12 protein-coding genes and 5 tRNA genes are annotated in these 19,949 nt (G+C 47.4%); 6 read left to right on the top strand and 11 right to left on the bottom strand.

The features are described 5' to 3' along the window. Positions 1–35: 35 nt before the first annotated feature. Both HA050_RS16690 and aceK read left to right on the top strand, forming a co-directional pair. Positions 36–1,217, top strand: coding sequence for an acetyl-CoA C-acetyltransferase (locus HA050_RS16690; protein ID WP_166828623.1), 1,182 nt, complete (start codon positions 36–38; stop codon positions 1,215–1,217). Between the two features lie 240 nt (positions 1,218–1,457). Further along, a complete protein-coding gene (gene aceK, locus HA050_RS16685) occupies positions 1,458–3,260 on the top strand; it encodes a bifunctional isocitrate dehydrogenase kinase/phosphatase (protein WP_308418912.1) in 1,803 nt (600 codons plus the stop codon). A gap of 63 nt (positions 3,261–3,323) precedes the next feature. On the opposite strand, the gene HA050_RS16680 is transcribed toward aceK, so the two are convergent. Beyond that, entirely contained in the window at positions 3,324–3,749 is a 426-nt protein-coding gene (locus HA050_RS16680) for an FKBP-type peptidyl-prolyl cis-trans isomerase (RefSeq protein ID WP_166828620.1), read from the bottom strand. 328 nt (positions 3,750–4,077) lie between these two features. Here HA050_RS16680 and HA050_RS16675 point away from each other — a divergent pair, with 328 nt between their 5' ends. From HA050_RS16675 to HA050_RS16665, 3 genes are read left to right on the top strand one after another with little or no spacing between them, the layout of a single operon-like run. Next, positions 4,078–5,352, top strand: coding sequence for a sensor domain-containing diguanylate cyclase (locus HA050_RS16675; RefSeq protein WP_166828617.1), 1,275 nt, complete (start codon positions 4,078–4,080; stop codon positions 5,350–5,352). Beyond that, complete coding sequence (locus tag HA050_RS16670; protein WP_166828614.1) at positions 5,349–7,322, top strand: TonB-dependent receptor plug domain-containing protein; 1,974 nt, start codon at positions 5,349–5,351, stop codon at positions 7,320–7,322. Before HA050_RS16675 ends, HA050_RS16670 begins: the two co-directional genes overlap by 4 nt. 2 nt (positions 7,323–7,324) lie before the next feature. Next, positions 7,325–7,816 carry a YfiR family protein gene (locus HA050_RS16665; protein WP_166828611.1) on the top strand — a complete coding sequence of 164 codons (492 nt, stop codon included), beginning with the start codon at positions 7,325–7,327 and terminating at the stop codon, positions 7,814–7,816. Between the two features lie 105 nt (positions 7,817–7,921). On the opposite strand, the gene hrpA is transcribed toward HA050_RS16665, so the two are convergent. Then, a complete protein-coding gene (hrpA, locus tag HA050_RS16660) occupies positions 7,922–11,845 on the bottom strand; it encodes an ATP-dependent RNA helicase HrpA (RefSeq protein ID WP_166828608.1) in 3,924 nt (1,307 codons plus the stop codon). A gap of 190 nt (positions 11,846–12,035) precedes the next feature. Between hrpA and HA050_RS16655 the strand changes: the two genes are divergently transcribed. Further along, positions 12,036–12,899 (top strand): LysR substrate-binding domain-containing protein, encoded by an 864-nt coding sequence (locus HA050_RS16655; protein WP_166828605.1) that lies wholly within the window; start codon positions 12,036–12,038, stop codon positions 12,897–12,899. Positions 12,900–13,083: 184 nt separating this feature from the next. Here HA050_RS16655 and HA050_RS16650 read toward each other — a convergent pair whose 3' ends face one another. The 9 genes from HA050_RS16650 to HA050_RS16610 all read right to left on the bottom strand — a co-directional run bounded on the left by HA050_RS16650 (position 13,084) and on the right by HA050_RS16610 (position 19,899). Beyond that, positions 13,084–15,141 (bottom strand): phosphocholine-specific phospholipase C, encoded by a 2,058-nt coding sequence (locus HA050_RS16650; RefSeq protein ID WP_166828602.1) that lies wholly within the window; start codon positions 15,139–15,141, stop codon positions 13,084–13,086. 45 nt (positions 15,142–15,186) lie between these two features. After that, the gene (locus tag HA050_RS16645; protein ID WP_166828599.1) at positions 15,187–15,381 is read right to left on the bottom strand and encodes a hypothetical protein; all 195 of its coding nucleotides are present in this window, start codon (positions 15,379–15,381) and stop codon (positions 15,187–15,189) included. Positions 15,382–15,393: 12 nt separating this feature from the next. Beyond that, the gene (locus tag HA050_RS16640; protein ID WP_166828596.1) at positions 15,394–17,583 is read right to left on the bottom strand and encodes a LamG-like jellyroll fold domain-containing protein; all 2,190 of its coding nucleotides are present in this window, start codon (positions 17,581–17,583) and stop codon (positions 15,394–15,396) included. A gap of 407 nt (positions 17,584–17,990) precedes the next feature. Further along, the gene (locus HA050_RS16635; RefSeq protein ID WP_166828593.1) at positions 17,991–19,142 is read right to left on the bottom strand and encodes a PAS domain-containing protein; all 1,152 of its coding nucleotides are present in this window, start codon (positions 19,140–19,142) and stop codon (positions 17,991–17,993) included. 224 nt (positions 19,143–19,366) lie between these two features. Next, positions 19,367–19,442: transfer RNA gene (locus HA050_RS16630), tRNA-Val, on the bottom strand. Between the two features lie 22 nt (positions 19,443–19,464). Continuing rightward, positions 19,465–19,541: transfer RNA gene (locus HA050_RS16625), tRNA-Asp, on the bottom strand. Positions 19,542–19,578: 37 nt separating this feature from the next. After that, a tRNA-Val gene (locus tag HA050_RS16620) sits at positions 19,579–19,654 on the bottom strand. A gap of 50 nt (positions 19,655–19,704) precedes the next feature. After that, positions 19,705–19,781, bottom strand: a tRNA-Asp gene (locus HA050_RS16615). Positions 19,782–19,823: 42 nt separating this feature from the next. Beyond that, a tRNA-Val gene (locus HA050_RS16610) sits at positions 19,824–19,899 on the bottom strand. Positions 19,900–19,949 lie beyond the last annotated feature (50 nt).

Raw genomic sequence — 19,949 nt, 5'->3', positions numbered from 1 at the left:
ATGCCCAAAACAGCCTTTTAAAAGGGAAATACCGCATGACTGAGATCGTGATTGTTGCTGCTGGTCGTACTGCTCTGGGCAATTTTGGTGGCGGGCTGGCTAAAGTGCCGGCTGCAGAATTAGGTGCGACAGTAATTCGTGGCCTGCTGGCAAAGACCGGTGTAGCAGCAGACCAAATCAGCGAAGTGATTTTAGGCAATGTGCTGACTGCGGGCCTGGGCCAAAACCCGGCACGTCAGGCGCTGCGCCGTGCAGGGCTGCCAGATGCAATCCCTGCCTTAACCATTAATCAGGTATGTGGTTCAGGCTTAAAAGCAGTGGCTTTAGGCGTACAGGCCATTCTGTCTGGTGAAAGTGAGATTGTGATTGCGGGTGGCCAGGAAAACATGTCTGCTTCGGCGCATATTCTGCCAGGCAGCCGTGATGGCTTCCGTATGGGCAATACTGCACTGGTCGATACCATGGTGTATGACGGCTTAACCGATGCCTATAACAACTACCATATGGGTGTGACTGCCGAAAACATCGCCAAAAAATATGGCATTACGCGTGAAGAGCAAGATGCTTTGGCCTTGTCCTCACAAATGAAAGCCGCTGCAGCTCAGGAATCAGGCCGCTTTGCAGAAGAAATTTTCCCTGTTGTGATTCCGCAAAAGAAAGGTGATCCAATTGTGTTTGATAAGGATGAATTTATCAAACCTGCCACCACAGCAGAATCGCTGGCTAAATTGCGCGCCGCTTTTGATAAGGAAGGCACCGTCACAGCAGGTAATGCGTCCGGTATTAACGATGGCGCTGCAGCCGTGATGCTGATGAGCGCGGCTAAAGCGAAAGAACTGGGCTTAACGCCTCTGGCTACCATTCGCGCGGCGGCTTCTGCCGGCGTGGATCCAACCATTATGGGTATGGGCCCGGTGCCTGCCACACAACGTGTATTGGCACGCTTGGGCTGGAGCATTGATGATCTTGATTTGATCGAAGGTAATGAAGCATTTGCAGCCCAGGCCATTGGTGTAGGCCGTGAATTGAAATGGGATTTAAATAAAGTAAACGTGAATGGTGGTGCAATTGCTTTGGGCCATCCAATTGGTGCATCGGGTTGCCGTATTCTGGTGACGTTATTACATGAAATGCAACGCCGTGATGCTAAAAAAGGCCTTGCTACATTATGCATTGGTGGTGGTATGGGCGTTGCACTGGCAGTAGAGCGGGCTTAATCTTTTTAATCCCCGAAAAAAGCCCCCGGATATGCCGGGGGCTTTTTTCTTAGGGATTTACATAATGAGCAGAAAAAATAAATCGTGTATCTTGGTTCAATCATTTTAAAACTTTGAAATTGCAGTAAAAAAGAGCATTTTTTCTAAAGATGCGCTGCCGGCAAAGATATTGTCTATAAATAAGTAAATATCATCTGATGATGCAAATAAAAGGTTACTTTATTTAAAAGGAAAGTACCTATGCCAATGAATAGCGTAAGACTGGATTCCAGCCTGGACAGCCCTAACCCTGATCACTGGGAAGTCGCCGCAATTGCGCTTGCCCTGCAGGAAGGTTTTGACTGGCACTATCGTTTATTCAGGGAATCCAGCCGTAAGGCCAAAGTTCATTTTATTGAAGGTGATTTTCATGCTCAGCGTGCAGAAGTACGCGACAGAATCGCTTTTTATGATTTGCGTGTCATAGAAACGGCAGACCGGCTTAAGCAGGATTTTAATGCAGACAGCTTGCCGGATGCGACATGGTCTAAAGTAAAACTCTATTTTATTGGTTTACTGATTAATCATCAGCAGCCTGAGCTGGCTGAAACATTTTTTAATTCGGTATGCTGCCGTATTTTGCACCGCACTTATTTTCATAATGACTTTATTTTTTATCGCCCGGCCGTCTCTACAGAATATATAGAATCAGAGCCACCTATTTATCGCAGCTATTACCCTATTCAGACAGGGCTGAATGCGACGCTGGCCAATATGTTTACTGATTTTAATTTTGAGCTGCCCTTTGTAGATTTAGAGCGCGATGTGCGCCGCCTGTTGCGGGCCCTGCACAAGTTTTTAGGCCGCTGGCCAGAGTTTGCACTGAATACCCAAATTCAGGTATTAGCCTCACCTTTTTATCGCAATAAAGCGGTATATATTATTGGCAAAGCCATTCATGAAGATTTAGAAATCCCTTTTGCCCTGCCGCTTTGCCGTGATGCTGATGGAAAACTATTTCTGGATGCCGCGCTGTTTGAGCCATGGCAAATCAGCCATTTATTTTCCTTATCCCGTGCTTATTTCCTGGTCGATATGGAAGTACCATCGGCCTATGTGCGCTATTTACAAAAGCTTATGCCGGATAAATCACGTGCCGAGCTTTACACCATGCTGGGTTTGGGCAAGCAGGGTAAAACCATGTTTTACCGTGAGCTGTTTCATCATCTGCGGCATTCCACTGATTCCTTTGTGTTTGCGCCAGGCACCAAGGGCATGGTGATGATTGTATTTACCCTGCCATCTTTTCCTTTTGTATTTAAAATAATTAAGGATGTCATTGCACCACCCAAAGAGGTAGACCGGGCGATAGTAAAAGCCAAATATTTATTGGTGAAACAGCACGACCGGGTTGGGCGAATGGCCGATTCATTAGAATTCTCGGATGTGGCTTTACCCAAAGAGCGTTTTAATGAAGAGCTTTTAGACGAGATCCGTAAATTAGCGCCATCAATATTAGAGGAAAGCGAAGATAAAGTAATTTTGCGCCATCTTTATATTGAAAGGCGGATGACGCCGCTGAATATCTTTATAGAGAAACGCCATGATGAAGAAATTGCCAGCGTGATTGAAGATTATGGCAATGCACTGCGCGAACTGGCCATTGCCAATATTTTCCCTGGCGATATGCTGTTTAAAAATTTTGGCGTGACCCGCGAAGGCAGGGTGGTATTTTATGATTATGATGAAATTGAATATATGACGGATTGTGATTTCCGCCGTATTCCACCCCCACCTGCACCAGAATTTGAAATGAGCAGTGATACCTGGTTTAGCGGCAATCCGAATGAAGTGTATCCGGAAGAATTCGGCACTTTTTTGTTAGGCCGCCCGGACGTCAAAAAAATCTTTATGCAGCATCACGCTGATTTGCTTACCGTGCGTTTTTGGCAGCATGCAAAAGACAGAATCAAACAGGGTTTTATTGAAGATTTTTACCCCTATCCGCAGACAGAGCGTTTTGCAAAACGCTACCCTGATAAGGCGAAGGGCGTGTCAGTCTGATTGATGCAGTGGATAAAAAAGGCAGGGCACCGTGACCGGCCCTGCCTTTTTACAGGGTGAAAATTATTTTACATCCAGCAACTCAACATCAAACACTAAGGGGGCATTGGGTGGGATGACATTGCCCGCACCGCGCTCACCATAGGCCATTTCTGCGGGGATAATCAGTGTGCGCTTGCCGCCTGTTTTCATTCCTGCCACGCCCGCATCCCAGCCTTTAATGACGCGTTTTGCACCCAGCGGAAAGCTAAATGGTGTTTTTCCTACTGAGCTGTCAAATTGCGTGCCGTGATTTTTACCGGCTTTTGCATCATAAAGCCAGCCGGTGTAATGCACAGTGACTGTGCTGCCTGCTGTGGCCTCTTTACCGTTGCCGGCTTTTACATCAATTACTTCAAGCTTTGTGATGGGCGCAGCGGCAGCCGCTTCGGCTTGTGCATGCGTGAAACCGGCAAAGCAGAGCGCAATTGCAAATAAACGGGTTTTCATCAGATGGGTTCTCCTTACATTATGTTGACTATAACATGCCATTGTTACTTAATTTACGTAAGAGGGAATGTATTTTTGTAATGGAGCCACTCAATACACTGAAAAGCATACAGCGGGCATGGATAGAATGGCGGGATTTACTTCCTTATTAGCGCAGCGTATTGATAGAAAATCTGCCTTGTAATGTAATCACTGGTCCGCCTGTTTAATAAATATTTGCAAGTGGCTTAGGATAAATCAGCCAGTGCGCTATATTTCAGCATCGATAGCCTCTTTGTGTAAAAATGTGGCAATCACAGTATGTTTGGGCTCATGAATAAGGCTTTAAATGGAAAAGAGCAGAATTAAAAATCTACCACTGGCAAAAGAATTATTGCTGCTGAATGTGCTTGGTATTGCTGGCACATTGCTCGTTTGCCTTGCCTTGTTTTCTGTTTCTTATAGTTATCTTGCCGTGCAGCGTTTAAAAACTGAGGCCATCGTCAATGCCAATATTCTGGCTGCAAATATTGCGCCTATGCTGGTTTTTAACGATCAGAAAGCAGCTAAAACCTTAGTCCACTCATTTATCACTATGCCGGATCTTGCCTATTTAAGCATTGTAAATTCGCAAAACCAAATTTTTGCGGACTGGGGCGCTTTGCATCAGGACAGCCAGCTCTTTTCGTTTACTCATATTTCTAATCAGCCTCAGACAGATATGTCTTTTGATCATATCGCGGTATTGGTGCCTGTATCGCTGGATGGTGAGTTGCTGGGGGCCGTGCAATTACAGATTGGTTTTGATGCAGTTTACAGAGAAACACTACAATTCTTTTTACTGGGGCTGATATTAACGGCTATTGCCATAGTAACGGCTTCCTATATTTTAAACCGCCTGCAGGTCAGGGCATTGGCTCCTATTTTTGAGCTGTCTACTGTTGCAGAGAATGTTGCTTTACAGCGCAACTACAGTTTGCGCTCCGGTTATATCAGCAATAATGAGTTAGGCAGATTGTCTTTTCATTTTAATCAGATGCTGGCAAAAATTGAGAAATGGGAAAACGATATTAAAGAAGAATTGAATCAAAGCAAGGAGTCAGAGCGGTGTTTAGATATTCTGGCAAATTATGATAATTTAACTCAGCTGCCTAATCGCCATTATTTTCATCAGGCTTTAGCAACAACGGTGGGGCGTTCTATTTTAGAGGATCAGTTTTCAGCACTGATGTTTATTGATTTAGATAACTTTAAATATGTAAATGATCAATTCGGGCATGAGGCCGGTGATTTAGTGCTGACTATTATTTCCCAGCGTTTAAAAAATATTCTGCGCAGTACCGATATGCCTTGCCGTTTGGGCGGGGATGAGTTTGCGGCTATTTTGCCGCAAATCGCAGATGAAGAAGCCGCTAAGATTTTAGCTGAAAGACTGGTCGCCGGTGTAAAGCAGCCAATTATTGTTCATGGTGAAGTCATGCCGGTCGGTATTAGTATTGGTATTGCGTGTTGTCCTTTACACAGCGATGATCCAAAAACTTTGCTGCACTATGCTGATCTGGCGATGTATCAGGCTAAAAAGGCAGGCAAAAATACTTTCTGTGTTTATTCTGAAAAAAAATGAAATCACTGTTTCTTTTATTATTTCTATTCAGCCTTGCCAGAGCAGATTCTGGCGGTCCCAGCCTTGAGGATTTACTCGATACGGCTTTAATTAATCCTCCTCATAATGTGGATGTTTCAACGGCATCTAAATTCTCTCAGGGGGTTAAAAATGCGCCATCGGCAGTTCGGGTGATCAGCCGTGATGATATCCAGCTGTTTGGTTATCGTACTCTTGGGGAAATATTACGCAGTATGCCAGGGCTGTTTACCAGCTATGACGGGCAGAATACATTTCTGGGGGCCCGCGGTGTGGCTATTCCGGGCGATTACAATACCCGCGTATTAATTTTAATTGATGGAATCCGTTTAAATAATAATGTATTTGATAGTGCTTTTGTGGGAAATGAATTTCCGCTCGATGTGGATTTAATCGACAGAGTAGAATATGTGCCCGGCCCTGGGTCAGCTATTTATGGTAATAACGCTTTCTTAGGCGTAGTCAATGTATTAACGCGCGGTGCGGCCAGCTTGCGTGGTGCGGAAGCTTCGCTTGAATATGGAAGTTTTAATACCAGTAAATTACGTGCCAGTATGGCGAATCGTTTAGATAATGGTCTTGAGTATTTAATTTCGGCCAGCCAGTTTTACAGAGGCGGCCCCAGCCATCCTTATTACATGGATTACGCTGTTCCAGCACCGGAATTTAATGGAGACCCGGTTACAGACGGCGATTTAAGCCGTTATCTCTTTACTAAAATATCAATGGATGGCTTGCAGCTGACCGGGGTATTTTCCAGCAGGGAAAAAACCAATCCAGTTTTATTTGGCTCCGCTGATTCGCCTGTGCTGAGTATTAAAAATGGCACAACTTTAAATGAGAGCCAGCGTTCGCTGATCAGCTTAAGCTATGATTTTGAATTATTTTCAGATTGGAATATGCAGGCGCGATTGAGTTACCACGAGGAAGAATATAAAGGAAGTTTTCCAGTCTATTATAATTCTGAAACGATGTTTGTAGATAAAGAAAATGCAAATGGCCGCTGGTGGGATGGTGAATTGCATGCTTTATATAATCAGCTGCCCGGGCATAAAATTTTATTGGGTTTGGAGGGCCGGGTGAATGCTGAGCAATTCTGGAATAACTATACCGAGGGCTTAAATGAAGGAAGCCCAATAGAGCAGTCCTCCAGTCATTATGCTTTTTTTGCTCAGGATGAATACAATTTTGCTGATGGATTTATTTTTATTGCGGGGGCAAGGTACGATCATACTGAATATGGTGAGTATCTTAATCCCCGGCTGGGTTTGATCTGGAACCCGCTGGATAAAACAAATATCAAATTATTGTATGGCTCTGCCTTTAGAAATCCTAATTTTTTTGAGCAAACCCGTAATACCGCAATTAACTACCCTGAAGCAAAAGCAGAAAAAATTACAACGCTGGAGCTGGTGGCAGAGCATTATTTAACACCCAGCACTAAATTAAATGGATCTGTTTATCATTATGAAATGAATGATTTAATTGGTCAGGCTGCTGCAGAGGATGGTCTGGTTTACACCAATTTAGAAAAAGTAGTCAGTACGGGGTTTGAAACGGAGCTGGAGCAGCGGTTTGAGGCAGGAATTCAGGCAAAGCTGGCTTATTCATTACAAAAAACTGAAATTGGTAATGATATAGCCTTGTTTAATTCGCCACGGCATATGCTGAATTTAAAACTTTTATTGCCATTTGCTGATTCCCGCTGGAAATTAGCCACTGAGCTTAGATATATCAGCGGCAGAGATATTTTCTTTGGTGAGCTGCCAAAACAATGGCTGGCAGATATTGCGCTGAATGGTGATATCAGTAAAGACTGCGCTGTATCACTCTCTGTGCATAATCTTGCGGATGTATCGTATGAGGAGGCGACAAGGTATGTTAATTTTGATCGGTTTTCATTAAAACAAGATGGCCGTGATATCCGGCTTAAAATCAATGTCAGGTATTAATAATGGCTAAGCTGATATTGATGCTTTTATTTTCACTGCTCTTTGCCCGCGTATGGGCTGCTGCAGATGAAACTGAATTAAAAGCGAATTTTATTTTTCGCTTTGCTCAATTTACAACCTGGCCACTGCCGCCGAATAAAGAAACCCTGCTTTGTGTTTTAGGGGCCAAAGGTATTTATGATGAATTGGATAAATTTAAAGACAGAAGAATAAATGGTAATCCGGTTAAGGTTGTAAAGGTTTCGTCTGTGAAATCGGCAACAGACTGTAATGTGCTTTTTATTGGTGCTCAAGAGCGGATTAATCTGGCGGTGGTTTTGCCTTTACCTATTTTAGTGATTGGTGAAAATGCAGAAGCATTTGAAGAAAAAGCGATGATTGTTCTGGTGACCGAGCCCAACCGCATCAGTTTTAAAATTAACCGCTCACAGGCTAATCAGGTTGGTTTGGTGATGAGTGCGCAATTGCTTAAATTAGCAAAAGAAGTACGCTGAATCAGAGCGAAACTGAAGTGCCTGTTCAGCAGCAGAGTGGCTGCTGTTACAAGCAATGATGCAGTGTGGAAAAGGCCGGCGGTGCTTCGCCGGCCTTTTTACTGATTAGTGTTTAGTTAAATCTTCAAACACTTTGCTTAAGCGCTTTACCGATACCGGATAAGGCGTTTTCAGCTCCTGAGCAAAGAGGCCAACGCGCAGCTCTTCTATCATCCAGCGGAAAGGGGCGAGTGGCGCGGTATCCCGGCCTTCTTTTTCCCATTTCAGCATCTCTGTTTCCCAGCGCTTATACAGCTCGTTGATTTCCGCACCGCGCTGGCCATCTCTTTGTGGATTGGCAACGCGTTTTTCAGCGCGGATGCGCATGGCTTTTACATAGATGGGCAGGCGGGGTAATTGCTCCCAGGGGGTTTTGTGTAAAAAGCCTTTAAATACCAGCTGGCCAAGTAATTCTGTCATGGCGCTGGCAAAGGGTGATGGTTTGGCGATCAGTTTATTCAGTGTCACGTATTCCTGGGTCAGCTCGGCCAGGATGCGCATTACGGCATCGCGCACTGAGGGCAGGCGTACTTTGGCGCGGGATTTCTGGCCGTCGAATTCTTTGGGCTTACGCGGCGCATCGTCTTCGCCTATAAAGGCGCGATCGCAAATGCAGGCCACGATATCTTCCATCAGCTCGTCACCATTGCATACACCGCGCAGCTGTAAAGCCAATGGATTAAAAGTTGGCAGCGATTTAGGCAGCTGTTTTACATGGTCTTTCAGCTCGAATTTCAGCAGGCAAATTACCCCGTCCCGATGCGCTGCAGCGGCGGCGTATTCGGTATCAAACAGGCGAATCGCTACTGCATCTTCTTCAGGCACAAGGCCAGGAAAGCCAGTAATTGAGCGGCCCTGGCGTTTGAAATTGATTTTGGCGGGCAGATCGCCGAAATCCCATTTCATAATGCCGGTTTTTTCGATGCTGACGCTGTCGTCCGCCGCATCGCGGAAGGTCATTTGTGCTGCTTCACCCAGCTGGGCACGCAGCGCAATCAGGTCGCGGCCTTGCGCCAGCTCTTGGCCTGCGTCGTCCACAATTCTGAAATTCATTTGCAGATGGGGCGGCAGATCCTTGGGGCTGAAAGCATCACTGGGCACAATCAGCCCCGCGCCACGGCCCACTGCTTGCGCCAGTTGCGGCAGCAGCGGCTCGGTTCTGGAGGCTTTATCCAGCTCAATCAGCATTTTGGTGGCAAATTCCGGCACCGGCACACAGATGCGGCGGATTGCTTTGGGCAAGGACTTAATCAAAAGGGTGATTTTTTCGCGGATCATGCCCGGCACCAGCCAGTCAAAAACAGCGTGATTCACGCGATTTAACAGATGCAGGGGCAGGGTGATGGTCACGCCATCGAGCGGGTGTGCTGGCTCAAAGCGATAAGAGAGCGGCAGCTTGGCGTCGTTCAGGCGGAAAAATTCCGGGAATTGCTCTTCTGTCACCGCAGCTGCGCCGTGCTGCATTAAATCATCGCGGGCCAGGAACAGGTGCTGGGGATTGTCTTTTTCAATCAACTTACGCCATGCTTCAAAGCCAGCGCCATTCACGATATCGGCTGGAATTTTGGCGTCAAAAAACGCAAATAGCGCATCATCATCCACCAGCACATCCTGACGGCGGGCTTTATGTTCTAAATCCTGCACATCCAGAATCAGCGTCTTATTGTGTTCAAAAAATTTGGCGCGGCTGTTGTAATTAAAGTTCACCATGGCTTCGCGGATAAAAATCTCGCGTGAGGCCACAGGATCAATCTTGCCAAAATGCACGCGGCGTTTGGGCACGATCGGCAGGCCATAGAGGGTAACGCGCTCGCTGGCATTCACTTGCGCGGAGGTTTTTTCCCAGTGCGGATCAAAATAATGGCGGTTCACCAGGTGGGCGGCGATGCGCTCCACCCACTCCGGCTCGATGGCGGCCACGCAGCGGCCATAGATCTTGGTGGTTTCAACCACTTCGGCGGCGATAATCCATTTGGGGCGTGCTTTTTTCAGGCCGGAGCCAGGGAAAATATTAAATTTAATCCCGCGCGCGCCCAGGTATTCATCGTTTTCTGGCTGCTTAAAGCCGATATTGCCCAGCAAGCCGGTCATCAGCGCTTTTAAAATTTGCTCAGGAGTGCCCGGCGCTGTTTTTAAATCATTCAGCTGTAAATCCATATCCTGGCAAATTTCGGCCAGCTGGCGATGTAAATCCCGCCATTCGCGCAGGCGCAGATAGGATAAAAAGTGTTCATGGCAAAGGTTAATCAGCTGACGATTACTGGTTTTATTTTCCAGCGCCTCGTTAAAGAATTCCCACATGCGCAGGAAAGATAAAAAGTCGGATTTATCATCCACAAATTTGGCTTGGGCACGGGCCGCGGCTTCTTTGGCGTCAAATGGGCGCTCGCGCGGGTCTTGCGCCGACAGTGCCGAGGCAATAATCAGAATCTCGGCCAGGCAATGCTCATCCCGCCCGGCCAGCAGCATACGGCCAATGCGCGGGTCCACCGGCAGGCGGGCGAGTTGCTTACCAATGGGGGTCAGCTGGTCTGCGATATCGACCGCACCCAGCTCACGCAGCTGCTGATAGCCATCGCTGATTAAACGGCTGGATGGCGCTTCCAGGAAAGGAAAGTTGTCGATATGGCCCAGCTTGAGCGCCGCCATACGCAAGATAACCGCTGCTAAAGACGAGCGAACAATTTCCGGATCGGTAAATTCGGAGCGGTTATTAAAGTCAGCTTCATCATAAAGCCGCACGCAAATACCGGAAGCCACCCGGCCGCAACGGCCAGAACGCTGGCGTGCCGAGGCCTGGGAGATTTTCTCAACCAACAACTGTTCTACTTTTGCGCGGGGTGAATAGCGTTTAATCCGCGCGTGGCCCGAATCCACTACATAGCGAATGCCTGGTACGGTGAGCGAGGTTTCGGCCACATTGGTGGCCAGCACAATACGGCGGCCACTGCTGGAGCTTCGGAAAATCCGCTGCTGATCTTCGTTAGAAAGCCGTGCAAACAGCGGCAGGATTTCGGCGTCGCGCAGTTTGGCTTTGCGCAGCTCTTCGGCGGTTTCGCGAATCTCGCGCTCGCCCGGCAAAAACACCAGCACATCGCCGCTGCCGTCAATCCGCCACAGATTTTCAATGGCCTGGACGATGGCTTCTTCCATTTCCAGTTCCTGATCGTCTTCATCCACAGCGTGCAGTGGCTGATAGCGCACTTCCACCGGGAAGGTACGGCCAGAGACTTCCATGACAGGTGCTCCGGCAAAATGCTGACTGAAGCGATCGGCATCGATCGTTGCGGAGGTAACGATGACTTTCAGCTCGGGGCGCTTGGGCAGCAGCTGCTTGATATAGCCGAGTAAGAAATCGATATTCAGACTGCGCTCATGCGCCTCGTCGATAATAATCGTGTCGTATTTTAATAGGTAAGGATCAGATAACGTTTCGGCCAGCAAAATACCGTCTGTCATCAGTTTGATATAGCTGGCATCGGTGGTTTTATCGGTAAAACGCACCTTAAAACCAACGGCGTTTTCAGATTTTAATTCCTGCCCGATACGTGTTGCGACCGATCTGGCGGCAAGGCGGCGCGGCTGAGTGTGGCCAATCAGGCCATGCACACCACGGCCCAGCTCCAGACAAATTTTCGGCAGCTGGGTGGTTTTACCCGAGCCGGTTTCACCGCACACAATTACAACTTGGTGTTTGGCAATCGCGTCGCTTAGCTCGTCTTTACGCTGATTAACCGGCAGATTTTCATCGAATTCCGGGCGGGGCAGACGGCTTCTGCGCTGCTCACTTTTGGCCAGCGATTTGGCAATACCCGCTTCCAGCTCACGCAATTCTTTATCGCAAGGCTGCTGTTTGGCTTGCCGCTGATTCAGGCGGTGCAGCAGGCGTTCCAGATTGCCTCTGTCGGTTAATTGCGTGTTGGCAATTTGCTGAAGGTAGTTTTGCTCTGGAAGAGGACTAGACGCGCTGCCGGTGGCCGTGGAATTCATCGCTGGGGTTAAGCTTGTACAGATAAGAAGGCGGCGATTTTACCATGCTGGCCCCATGATGCTAAGGCGATAAATAGCAAGGGCCTGAATGAAGGGGCGTTTTACTGATCAGGGGGACTCAGTTTAAATCATCGCTTGATTGTAATCAGCGGCTCTTAAACTGCTTGTTTTTTTATGATTAAATGAAATCATGTTAAGTGAATTACTCTGCTCATTTTTTGAAGTGGCCCGCCAGGGTAGTGTGGCATTAGCTGCAAGGCAGATTAAATTAAGCCAGCCAACCATTACTTCACGAATTCGCCAGTTAGAAGAAATTTATCAAATTGAATTGTTTTACCGGGGCGGCGCACGCTGGGTACTCAGCGATGCGGGCATTCGCCTGATGCCTATGGTAGAGCGCTTATTGCAGGAAGAAGCCAATATTGATTTTACTCTGCGAAATGCAGGAGGCGCTCAGCAGGGTAATTTGCGTATTGGTGCAACGGGGCCTTATTTTATTAGCCACAGCATTGCCCGTTTTCATGCGGCACATCCGCAAATTCAGCTTTCTATGCAATTTGGTAATTCTAAAGAAATGCTGAAGGCATTAAATGAATATGTAATTGATATCACTGTGTCTTCAAAAAAAATGGAAGATGCCCGCTTAAACTGTATTTTGCTGGCTGCAGAGCCTTTAGTTTTGGCCATCAGAAGCGATCATCCATTAGCAAAGCAAAAAGACCTGGATATTGCTGATTTAGCCAGAGTTCATCTTTTATTGCGTGAAGAAGGCTCTGAAACACAAAAGCTGACTCAGCAATTTTTGCAGGAACATGGGATTCAGCCCAAATCAAGTTCGTGTATTGCCAATGGCGAGGCGATCCGGCAGGCAATTATTCATGGCTTTGGCGCGAGCATTATGTCTGAAGGTGAAGTGCCTGATCATTTGGCACTCTGTATTTTGCCATTCAGACAAACCAGTCCTTTGATTTATGAGTATCTTTATTATCTGAAAGACAGAGAAAAAGTGCCTTTAATTGCCGCTTTTTTACGGCATATTGAGCCTTTAGCTTAGGGCGTGTTCAGGCGTAATGACGCAGGCGCGTTAAGGGAGATATTTATAAAGAATATGAATGGCACAAAATAGATAAGTTATTTCTCAGGGTATTCTCTGTGTAACTTTGTGTTCTTGGTGGTTCAAGATTTGGGTTTTGTTCACATAAAAAAACAGCCCCTGAGGGCTGTTGAAATGATGCGTTTTAGCTGGCTCGTTTTCTATACCTCATCACTGTTCCTGCATTGGTCGGGTCGCTGATAGAGTGTCTTCCGGTTTCTACCCGGCCTGCAAAGCGCCTTACAAAGCCATTGCTGCCTGTTACGCTAAAGTCGTACCAGTGGCCACTTTCGTATAAAGGCCACGAGTGTTCTGCATTTGCGCCAGGAGCGATGCTGACAGGCCATGGGCCGTCGGTACGGTAGTCATTGGCGGTGATGGTAAGAGCCGCATCCTTGCTGCCGGTGTTTTGCAGCTGCAGGTAAACATCGCCATTCACATAGTCGTAGCAAACGCGGATTTCCGGATTATTATCCTGGCTGTTGGTATTGCCCTTAAAGTGGCGGTGAAAGCCATTTGGCCCCAGCACCCATAAATCGTATAAGCCCTGATCGCCCGTGGTATTCCAATCGTCTGATAACAACTTGCCTGGCTCGACAGTATAGCGGCGCGGGCCACGATCCAGATGCAGCTGATCGTAAACATGAAACACGCCTGTTGCCTTGCCGGTATTGCTAAAAATCAGCCACATTTTGCCGTTGGCAGCTTCACTGCGGCCACTGGTGTGTAATTCATAAGGCAGGGCACGGGATGGCCGGGTTCCCTGGTTTTGCCTTGGTAATACCGGTATCAGCGGCGCTGCAGGCTTAGGTAATTTACTTTGGTTAAGCACAATCGTATCGGCCTGGCTGGTGCTGGGCATGGGCGGCACAGTAGTGTCATTGGGTGCGGCAAAGTTAAATGCCGACATCAAATCACCGCACACTGCACGTCGCCATGGGCTGATATTGGGCTCGAATACCCCAAAGCGGTTTTCCAGAAATTTAATCACCGAGGTGTGATCAAATACTTCTGAATTTACCCAGCCGCCCTTGCTCCAGGGGGAAATCACATACATGGGCACGCGAGGCCCCAGGCCATAAATCTGCCCGTTGGTGTGGTAATCGAGCCGGGTATCAACGGTTGATTTACCCGCAAAGCTGCCATCGTTATTTTTGGCAGGGGCGGCAGGTGGTGGTACATGATCAAAAAAGCCGTCGTTTTCATCAAACATCACAAACAAGACCGTTTTGCTCCAGGTATCGGGATTGGCGGTAAGTGCGTTCAGCACCTGCTGCGTGTATTCCGCGCCCTGGATCGGGCTGGATGGGCCGGGATGCTCGGAGTATTTGGCGGGGGCAACCAGCCAGGACACTTGCGGCAGGGTGCCGCCAGCTGCGTGGGTGGCAAATTGCTCCATGGTCCAGGTGGACATGGCATTTCGCCACAGGCTGCTGTCTGGTTTGGCGCGGCGGAAGTTTGCAAAGCCTTCCACCGAGTTATCGCCAAAATTATCGTTAGCATCCTGATAAATACGCCAGCTGACACCGGCTTCTTCAAGCCGCTCCGGATAGGTAGTCCAGGAGTATTCAGCCGGGGACGTTTTACTTTCCCCGTCATTATTAATGACAGGGCCGCCGTTTTTGCCTGTTGGATCAATCATGCCGGTCCACAAATGCAGGCGGTTTGGATTGGTGCCGCCGTGAAACGAGCAGTGATAGCTGTCGCAAATGGTAAAGGCATTGGCCAGTGCAAATTGAAAAGGCAGGTCTTCCTGGCGGTAATAGCCCATCGAATACTGGGTTTTAAATTTGGGCCATTCATCCATGCGCCCGCCCGCCCATGCACTTTGTGCGTCAGGCATTAAATGGGGCGTGCCGGGTACACGTTGTGCGCTGGTGAGGCGGGTATCCAGATGGAATGGCGGCATTTCTTTGCCTGTGCCATCTTTTTGGTTCCAGACCGATTTGCCACCAGGCAGAGGAATGGGCAGCTTATCGCCAAAGCCACGCACGCCATGCAGGGTGCCAAAATAATGATCAAAGCTGCGGTTTTCCTGCATCAGGATCACCACGTGCTCTATATCGTTGATTGTGCCGGTTTGGGAGTTCGCCGGAATAGCCAGTGCTTTCATAATACTTGGCGGGATAAATGAGAGCGCCGTTGCGCCTCCCGCTGTTTTTGCTGCAAGGCTTAAGAAATTTCTGCGATTAATTGCGTTCATTTTATCAATAACCTGTTGTGCTTCTGAGGAGCCTGTCGCTCAGAATTAAGGGGCGCAGTGCAAAGCGGGTGGCTGGGGTTTATTGCCAGAGCTTGTCGCCGCGGAGGCCGCTGCGGCAGCCGCAGATGCGGGTTTTGCGTTATCTTTCGCGGGGGATTCATCGCTGTTACATGCGGCGAGGCCAAGCAAAAGCAGGCTGCTGGCAAGGCTCAGCAAGCGTTTACGGGTGATGTGCATCATGCTTTCCATTGATTAAGGATTAAACGATTTAAGTGATTTACCGGTCGTGGCAAGGCCTAAAACATCGTCCTGGCTGAGTGTCCGATTCCAGATGGCTAAATCGCTGTAATCAAATGAGCCTGCTGTGCCGCCTTTGCCTGCAGTTACATAATTGCCCTGTGCGTCTTCATTAATCCCTAAAACATTCAGACCGGTAAATTTGCTTAAATCAAAAGCGGAAAGATTGGCTGTTGCTGTTTGCAATGGGCGATTAGGGTCGGCAATAAACACCTGTGCGGTTTTCTTAATTGAATCCACACTCATTACTAAATAAACCCAGCTGTTAGCGGTAAATGAAAGCTGCGGATCAACGCGGTTTTTGCCATCACCAATATTAAATTTAATGCTGTTTAAATACTGGCCAAAGGCAAAGCCTGTATTGGCTCCGCTCTTATAATCTTTATTGGCAATCACCGGCACATCATTACGCAGCGCATCAGAGCGGAACCAAAAGCCAATAGAGAAACTTGGATTTTTAGTGAAATCAACGATTAAGGGGGTTTTAAACCCTCCATCGCAGCTGGCGCAGACTGGTGTGCTGCCATTGGATGTTGATTGCAGGGCTTTATTTGCAAATGGGCCATTTACATAATTGGCGGTACGCCCGGCAATAAAGCTTGTTAACGCAGGATTAGTTTTATTGGCGTTCAGGGTGCTGTCTAAAGAGAAATACTGGGCTAAGCCCACTAAAATACTTTCATCCAGTGTGGCTGGTTTTATATAGTCAATTTGAGCCAGATAAGAGGTAAGTGTTTTGCCTGCGCTTAAGGTGTAATTAAACTTATACAAGCCGTTTTTGGAAACATCCAAAGCATTGTCCGTAAAGTTATTTACACCTGCCGCCAGCTCTTTAATTAACTTGCCATTACGATAAATACGCACTGGCTGTTGTGATTTCCAGCTAAGGGTAATGCTGCTGCGGTCCGGGTTGGCACGGGCTTGTAATTGTTTTACCGCAGGGGCTTCTAATAAAGAAACACCATCCATTTTATGGTTTTCGGCTGTGTTACTGATTGCTAAATAATTCAGCAGAGTAGGTGCAATATCGGCCTGGCTGGCATAGCTATACCAATCTGCAATATTTGCCGGGGCTTTAAGCGGCACGCCCGCTACTTTTTCAGCAAGGGGTTTGTTGATAGCAATAAAGCCTGCCTGATTTGAAGGTCTTGGCAGCCCGTCGCTGTTACCTCCTTCGCTCAGGCCGTGGCTGGAGGTCAGGATCAGCAGCCAGTCTTCATTGTTTTGTTCCTGGCGTTTTTTAATCGTTTCAATTAAAACGCCAATTTGTTGATCTAATGTTTTGAGTGTCTGCTTGTAATCATTTGCAAGGCCACTGTGTAATGCTGTTTCTTCCGGGGCGTGCAGATTGGAAACCACTAAATTAAAATTGCCGCTGTTAATGGCAGTTTGGGTGGATGAAACCACACAGCTGTCAAAACCTGCACAATCAATTGCATTGCTTAATTGCCCGGTATTGATATCCAGTTTTAATAATTTATTTAAGGTACCCCAGCTGGCAATGCTGGTGGACTGGGCCTGGCTTAATTGTTTGAATACTGAATCTGTTTTGAATACTTGCCCCGCGTAATCAGAGCGCACTTCATGGCGGTTGGCCCAGGCCCCGCTTAAGATGGATGCCCAGCCCGGGCCGCTGAGGGTTTGTTGCTGAGTGGCAGAGCCAGCAATTCCGCCTGCATAACTTGGGCTTAAATTAAGCTGTGCAATATTGTTTAATTGCTTATTTGCGAGTGCATCAAGCAGCACATCGTATTGGACACCATCCACACCAATCAGCAGTGCTTTTTTAGTGGCAGGCCCAAGTGGGGGCTGCGGTATTTGTGTAGGAATCACCGGAGTGCCCGGAACGGGAGCGGGCGTTGGTACAGGGGGTGGGCTGGGAGGCGTGGTTGGAACGGGTGTCGGTGGCAAGGTGGGTACATTGCTTGGAACCGGGGCCAGCGTGGGAACAGGGTCTGGCGTTGGATTGGGGTTTTCTGGGGCAGGTGTGGGGGTGACAACAGGGGGAGGCACCGGGCTGGGGGTGGTTACACTGCCTGGTGTGCCAGGGCTTGTGCTGAGAGGGGTATCTTCAGAAGAATTACAGCCGCTGATCATGGCGCTGGAGAGTGCGAGTGTGATTGATAAATAAATACTTTTAGACATTGGAGAGATCTTCCTCGGGCGCGTGTAAAACGATGGATTTAAAAATAAATCAATCAATTTTCTGAGCATATTGAATGCTGTTTATGGCGCTTAGCATAAGGAGGAGGGGTGACCTGCGGATTAAAAAAAACTTAAGTTTTATAAGTGCCCCATTAAGTTTTTTTTGAGTATGACTAATTTATATTTTTAATATTATTTATTTGTTGCTGAAGGCAGGGGGGGGGCGGGACTTCAGCCTTTGCTGGCAAGGCCTGTGCATGAATGGGATAGCAATACGATTCAAAATGAAGTGTTCTGTATTTTTTGCATAAAAAAATAGCCACATCGCAGAATGTGGCTATTTTCAGGCTTGGGTCAAAAAAGGTCTCAGACCCTTTTTTGCGCCTTGCGGGCTGGCGACAGGGGGACTATTTAAAAATCACCAGCTGGTTTGCCATATTAGTCAGCTCAATAATCTGATAATTGCTGGAATCACCATTGGGATCAATTAAGCTTGTCAGTGTTTTTCCGGTGAGTTCTTTATTGGTCTGGCCCAATAAAGCTTCAGCGCCCTGGTTTGCAAAGGTAATCACACCCTGTTCAATTAATACAAAGCACACAGGCAGCGCATCGGCTACGTTGCGAATAAGGCTTTGGATATCTTCCATTGCTGCTTCTGTGCTTTTTAAATGCGAAATATCCATTGCGATGGACAAAATATAGGTATTTTCATCGCGCACAATCGGCAGTTTGGTGATATCAAACCAGTGAACCTGATTATCCGGCATCAGCCACGAATCTAAATGGCGGATTGTTTCGCCTTTTTCCAGTACATCTGCATCACCCAGCGTAAAAGGCTGGGGTGAATCAACTAAGCCCATATGCGATTGCACTAAAAGCTCATGGCCAAGTTGCGTTTGTGTTGCGTGATTAACCAGCAGAAAACGCCCGTGTTTATCCCGCACAAAAATTAAATTAGGGCTGGAATCAATAATTTGATGCACAAACAATTGCTGGTTTAATAATGCCTGCTCGGTATCTTTGATATGTGTGATATCACGAATAACGGCCATGCAGTCTCTTGAGGATTGCGGCAATAAACGGGCCTCAAAATAACGCTTAACCTGATCATTGCCCCCATACTGGTATTCAAAGGTTTGTGGTTTTTGTGTGCTTTGCACAGAAATTAAGGCTTCCAGGTACTGGCGGGAGATTCGGGCTGGAAACAGGCTGGATATTTTTTTATTTTCGGCGGTGGCTTGGGGATGAATGTCGGCAAAGCTGTGGTTCAGCGGATTAACACTGCGATTAGCAAAGCTGATGCACCAGATTAAATCGGGCAGGCATGCTGAGAAATCATCGGCAAGCCGTGTTTCTGTATCTGGATTAGATAATATGTTTTTTTGTTTTTTTCGCAAAAAAAGGGCGAGGGCGCAGGCAAGAAACCATAGCTCCAGCGCATAGCCCACCGGGCTTGGCTGTTGTGCTAAAAGAAAGTGCAATGCCAAAATACCTGCAGCCAGTGCAAGGCAGATCATGCGCGTTGACAGCGCTGCGATCATGGCAAGGGGAGAATTCATATGCTGTGACCACCTTGCTAAGAGGCTGCTAGTTTAGCGGTTGAATCTCTTATTTGCGATGAATGAATCACAAAAAAACAAAAAATAGTGGTTGCGAAACAACAAATGATCAATTAATTGGGATATAAAATAATAATAGTGACATTGTTTTTCAGTTAGGTGAAAAAAAATGCAATATATGAGAAAGGATTTATTATTTGGGGGAAAGGCAAAAAGAAGGGAGGTGGTGGGTGATGACGGGGTCGAACCGCCGACATTCTGCGTGTAAGGCAGACGCTCTACCAACTGAGCTAATCACCCACTGAACAACAATAATAATACTTGGCGGAGCGGACGGGACTCGAACCCGCGACCCCCGGCGTGACAGGCCGGTATTCTAACCAACTGAACTACCACTCCGCAGCGGTATATTTTAAATCTTTACTACACTAGCTTTTGGTGGGTGATGACGGGGTCGAACCGCCGACATTCTGCGTGTAAGGCAGACGCTCTACCAACTGAGCTAATCACCCATTTGTAAAACTGTAAGACTATAAATCTTTAAAACAAACCAGTTATGAGTTGGCGGAGCGGACGGGACTCGAACCCGCGACCCCCGGCGTGACAGGCCGGTATTCTAACCAACTGAACTACCACTCCTCTTTGCATAACTAATTTTTTCTGCACACTTATTCGACTAAGTGGTGGGTGATGACGGGGTCGAACCGCCGACATTCTGCGTGTAAGGCAGACGCTCTACCAACTGAGCTAATCACCCACTGAACAACAATAATAATACTTGGCGGAGCGGACGGGACTCGAACCCGC

This window comes from Iodobacter violaceini (assembly GCF_011601265.1).
Classification (GTDB): domain Bacteria; phylum Pseudomonadota; class Gammaproteobacteria; order Burkholderiales; family Chitinibacteraceae; genus Iodobacter; species Iodobacter violaceini.
This window is presented reverse-complemented; position numbering and strand designations above follow the sequence as displayed.

Bases quoted from the DNA above. Each gene is read 5' to 3' on its own strand.
- HA050_RS16635 (WP_166828593.1), bottom strand. From the start codon at position 19,142: ATGAATTCTCCCCTTGCCATGATCGCAGCGCTGTCAACGCGCATGATC.
- HA050_RS16690 (WP_166828623.1), top strand. From the start codon at position 36: ATGACTGAGATCGTGATTGTTGCTGCTGGTCGTACTGCTCTGGGCAAT.
- HA050_RS16655 (WP_166828605.1), top strand. From the start codon at position 12,036: ATGTTAAGTGAATTACTCTGCTCATTTTTTGAAGTGGCCCGCCAGGGT.
- aceK (WP_308418912.1), top strand. From the start codon at position 1,458: ATGCCAATGAATAGCGTAAGACTGGATTCCAGCCTGGACAGCCCTAAC.
- HA050_RS16670 (WP_166828614.1), top strand. From the start codon at position 5,349: ATGAAATCACTGTTTCTTTTATTATTTCTATTCAGCCTTGCCAGAGCA.
- HA050_RS16640 (WP_166828596.1), bottom strand. From the start codon at position 17,583: ATGTCTAAAAGTATTTATTTATCAATCACACTCGCACTCTCCAGCGCC.
- HA050_RS16650 (WP_166828602.1), bottom strand. From the start codon at position 15,141: ATGAACGCAATTAATCGCAGAAATTTCTTAAGCCTTGCAGCAAAAACA.
- hrpA (WP_166828608.1), bottom strand. From the start codon at position 11,845: ATGAATTCCACGGCCACCGGCAGCGCGTCTAGTCCTCTTCCAGAGCAA.
- HA050_RS16665 (WP_166828611.1), top strand. From the start codon at position 7,325: ATGGCTAAGCTGATATTGATGCTTTTATTTTCACTGCTCTTTGCCCGC.
- HA050_RS16675 (WP_166828617.1), top strand. From the start codon at position 4,078: ATGGAAAAGAGCAGAATTAAAAATCTACCACTGGCAAAAGAATTATTG.
- HA050_RS16680 (WP_166828620.1), bottom strand. From the start codon at position 3,749: ATGAAAACCCGTTTATTTGCAATTGCGCTCTGCTTTGCCGGTTTCACG.
- HA050_RS16645 (WP_166828599.1), bottom strand. From the start codon at position 15,381: ATGATGCACATCACCCGTAAACGCTTGCTGAGCCTTGCCAGCAGCCTG.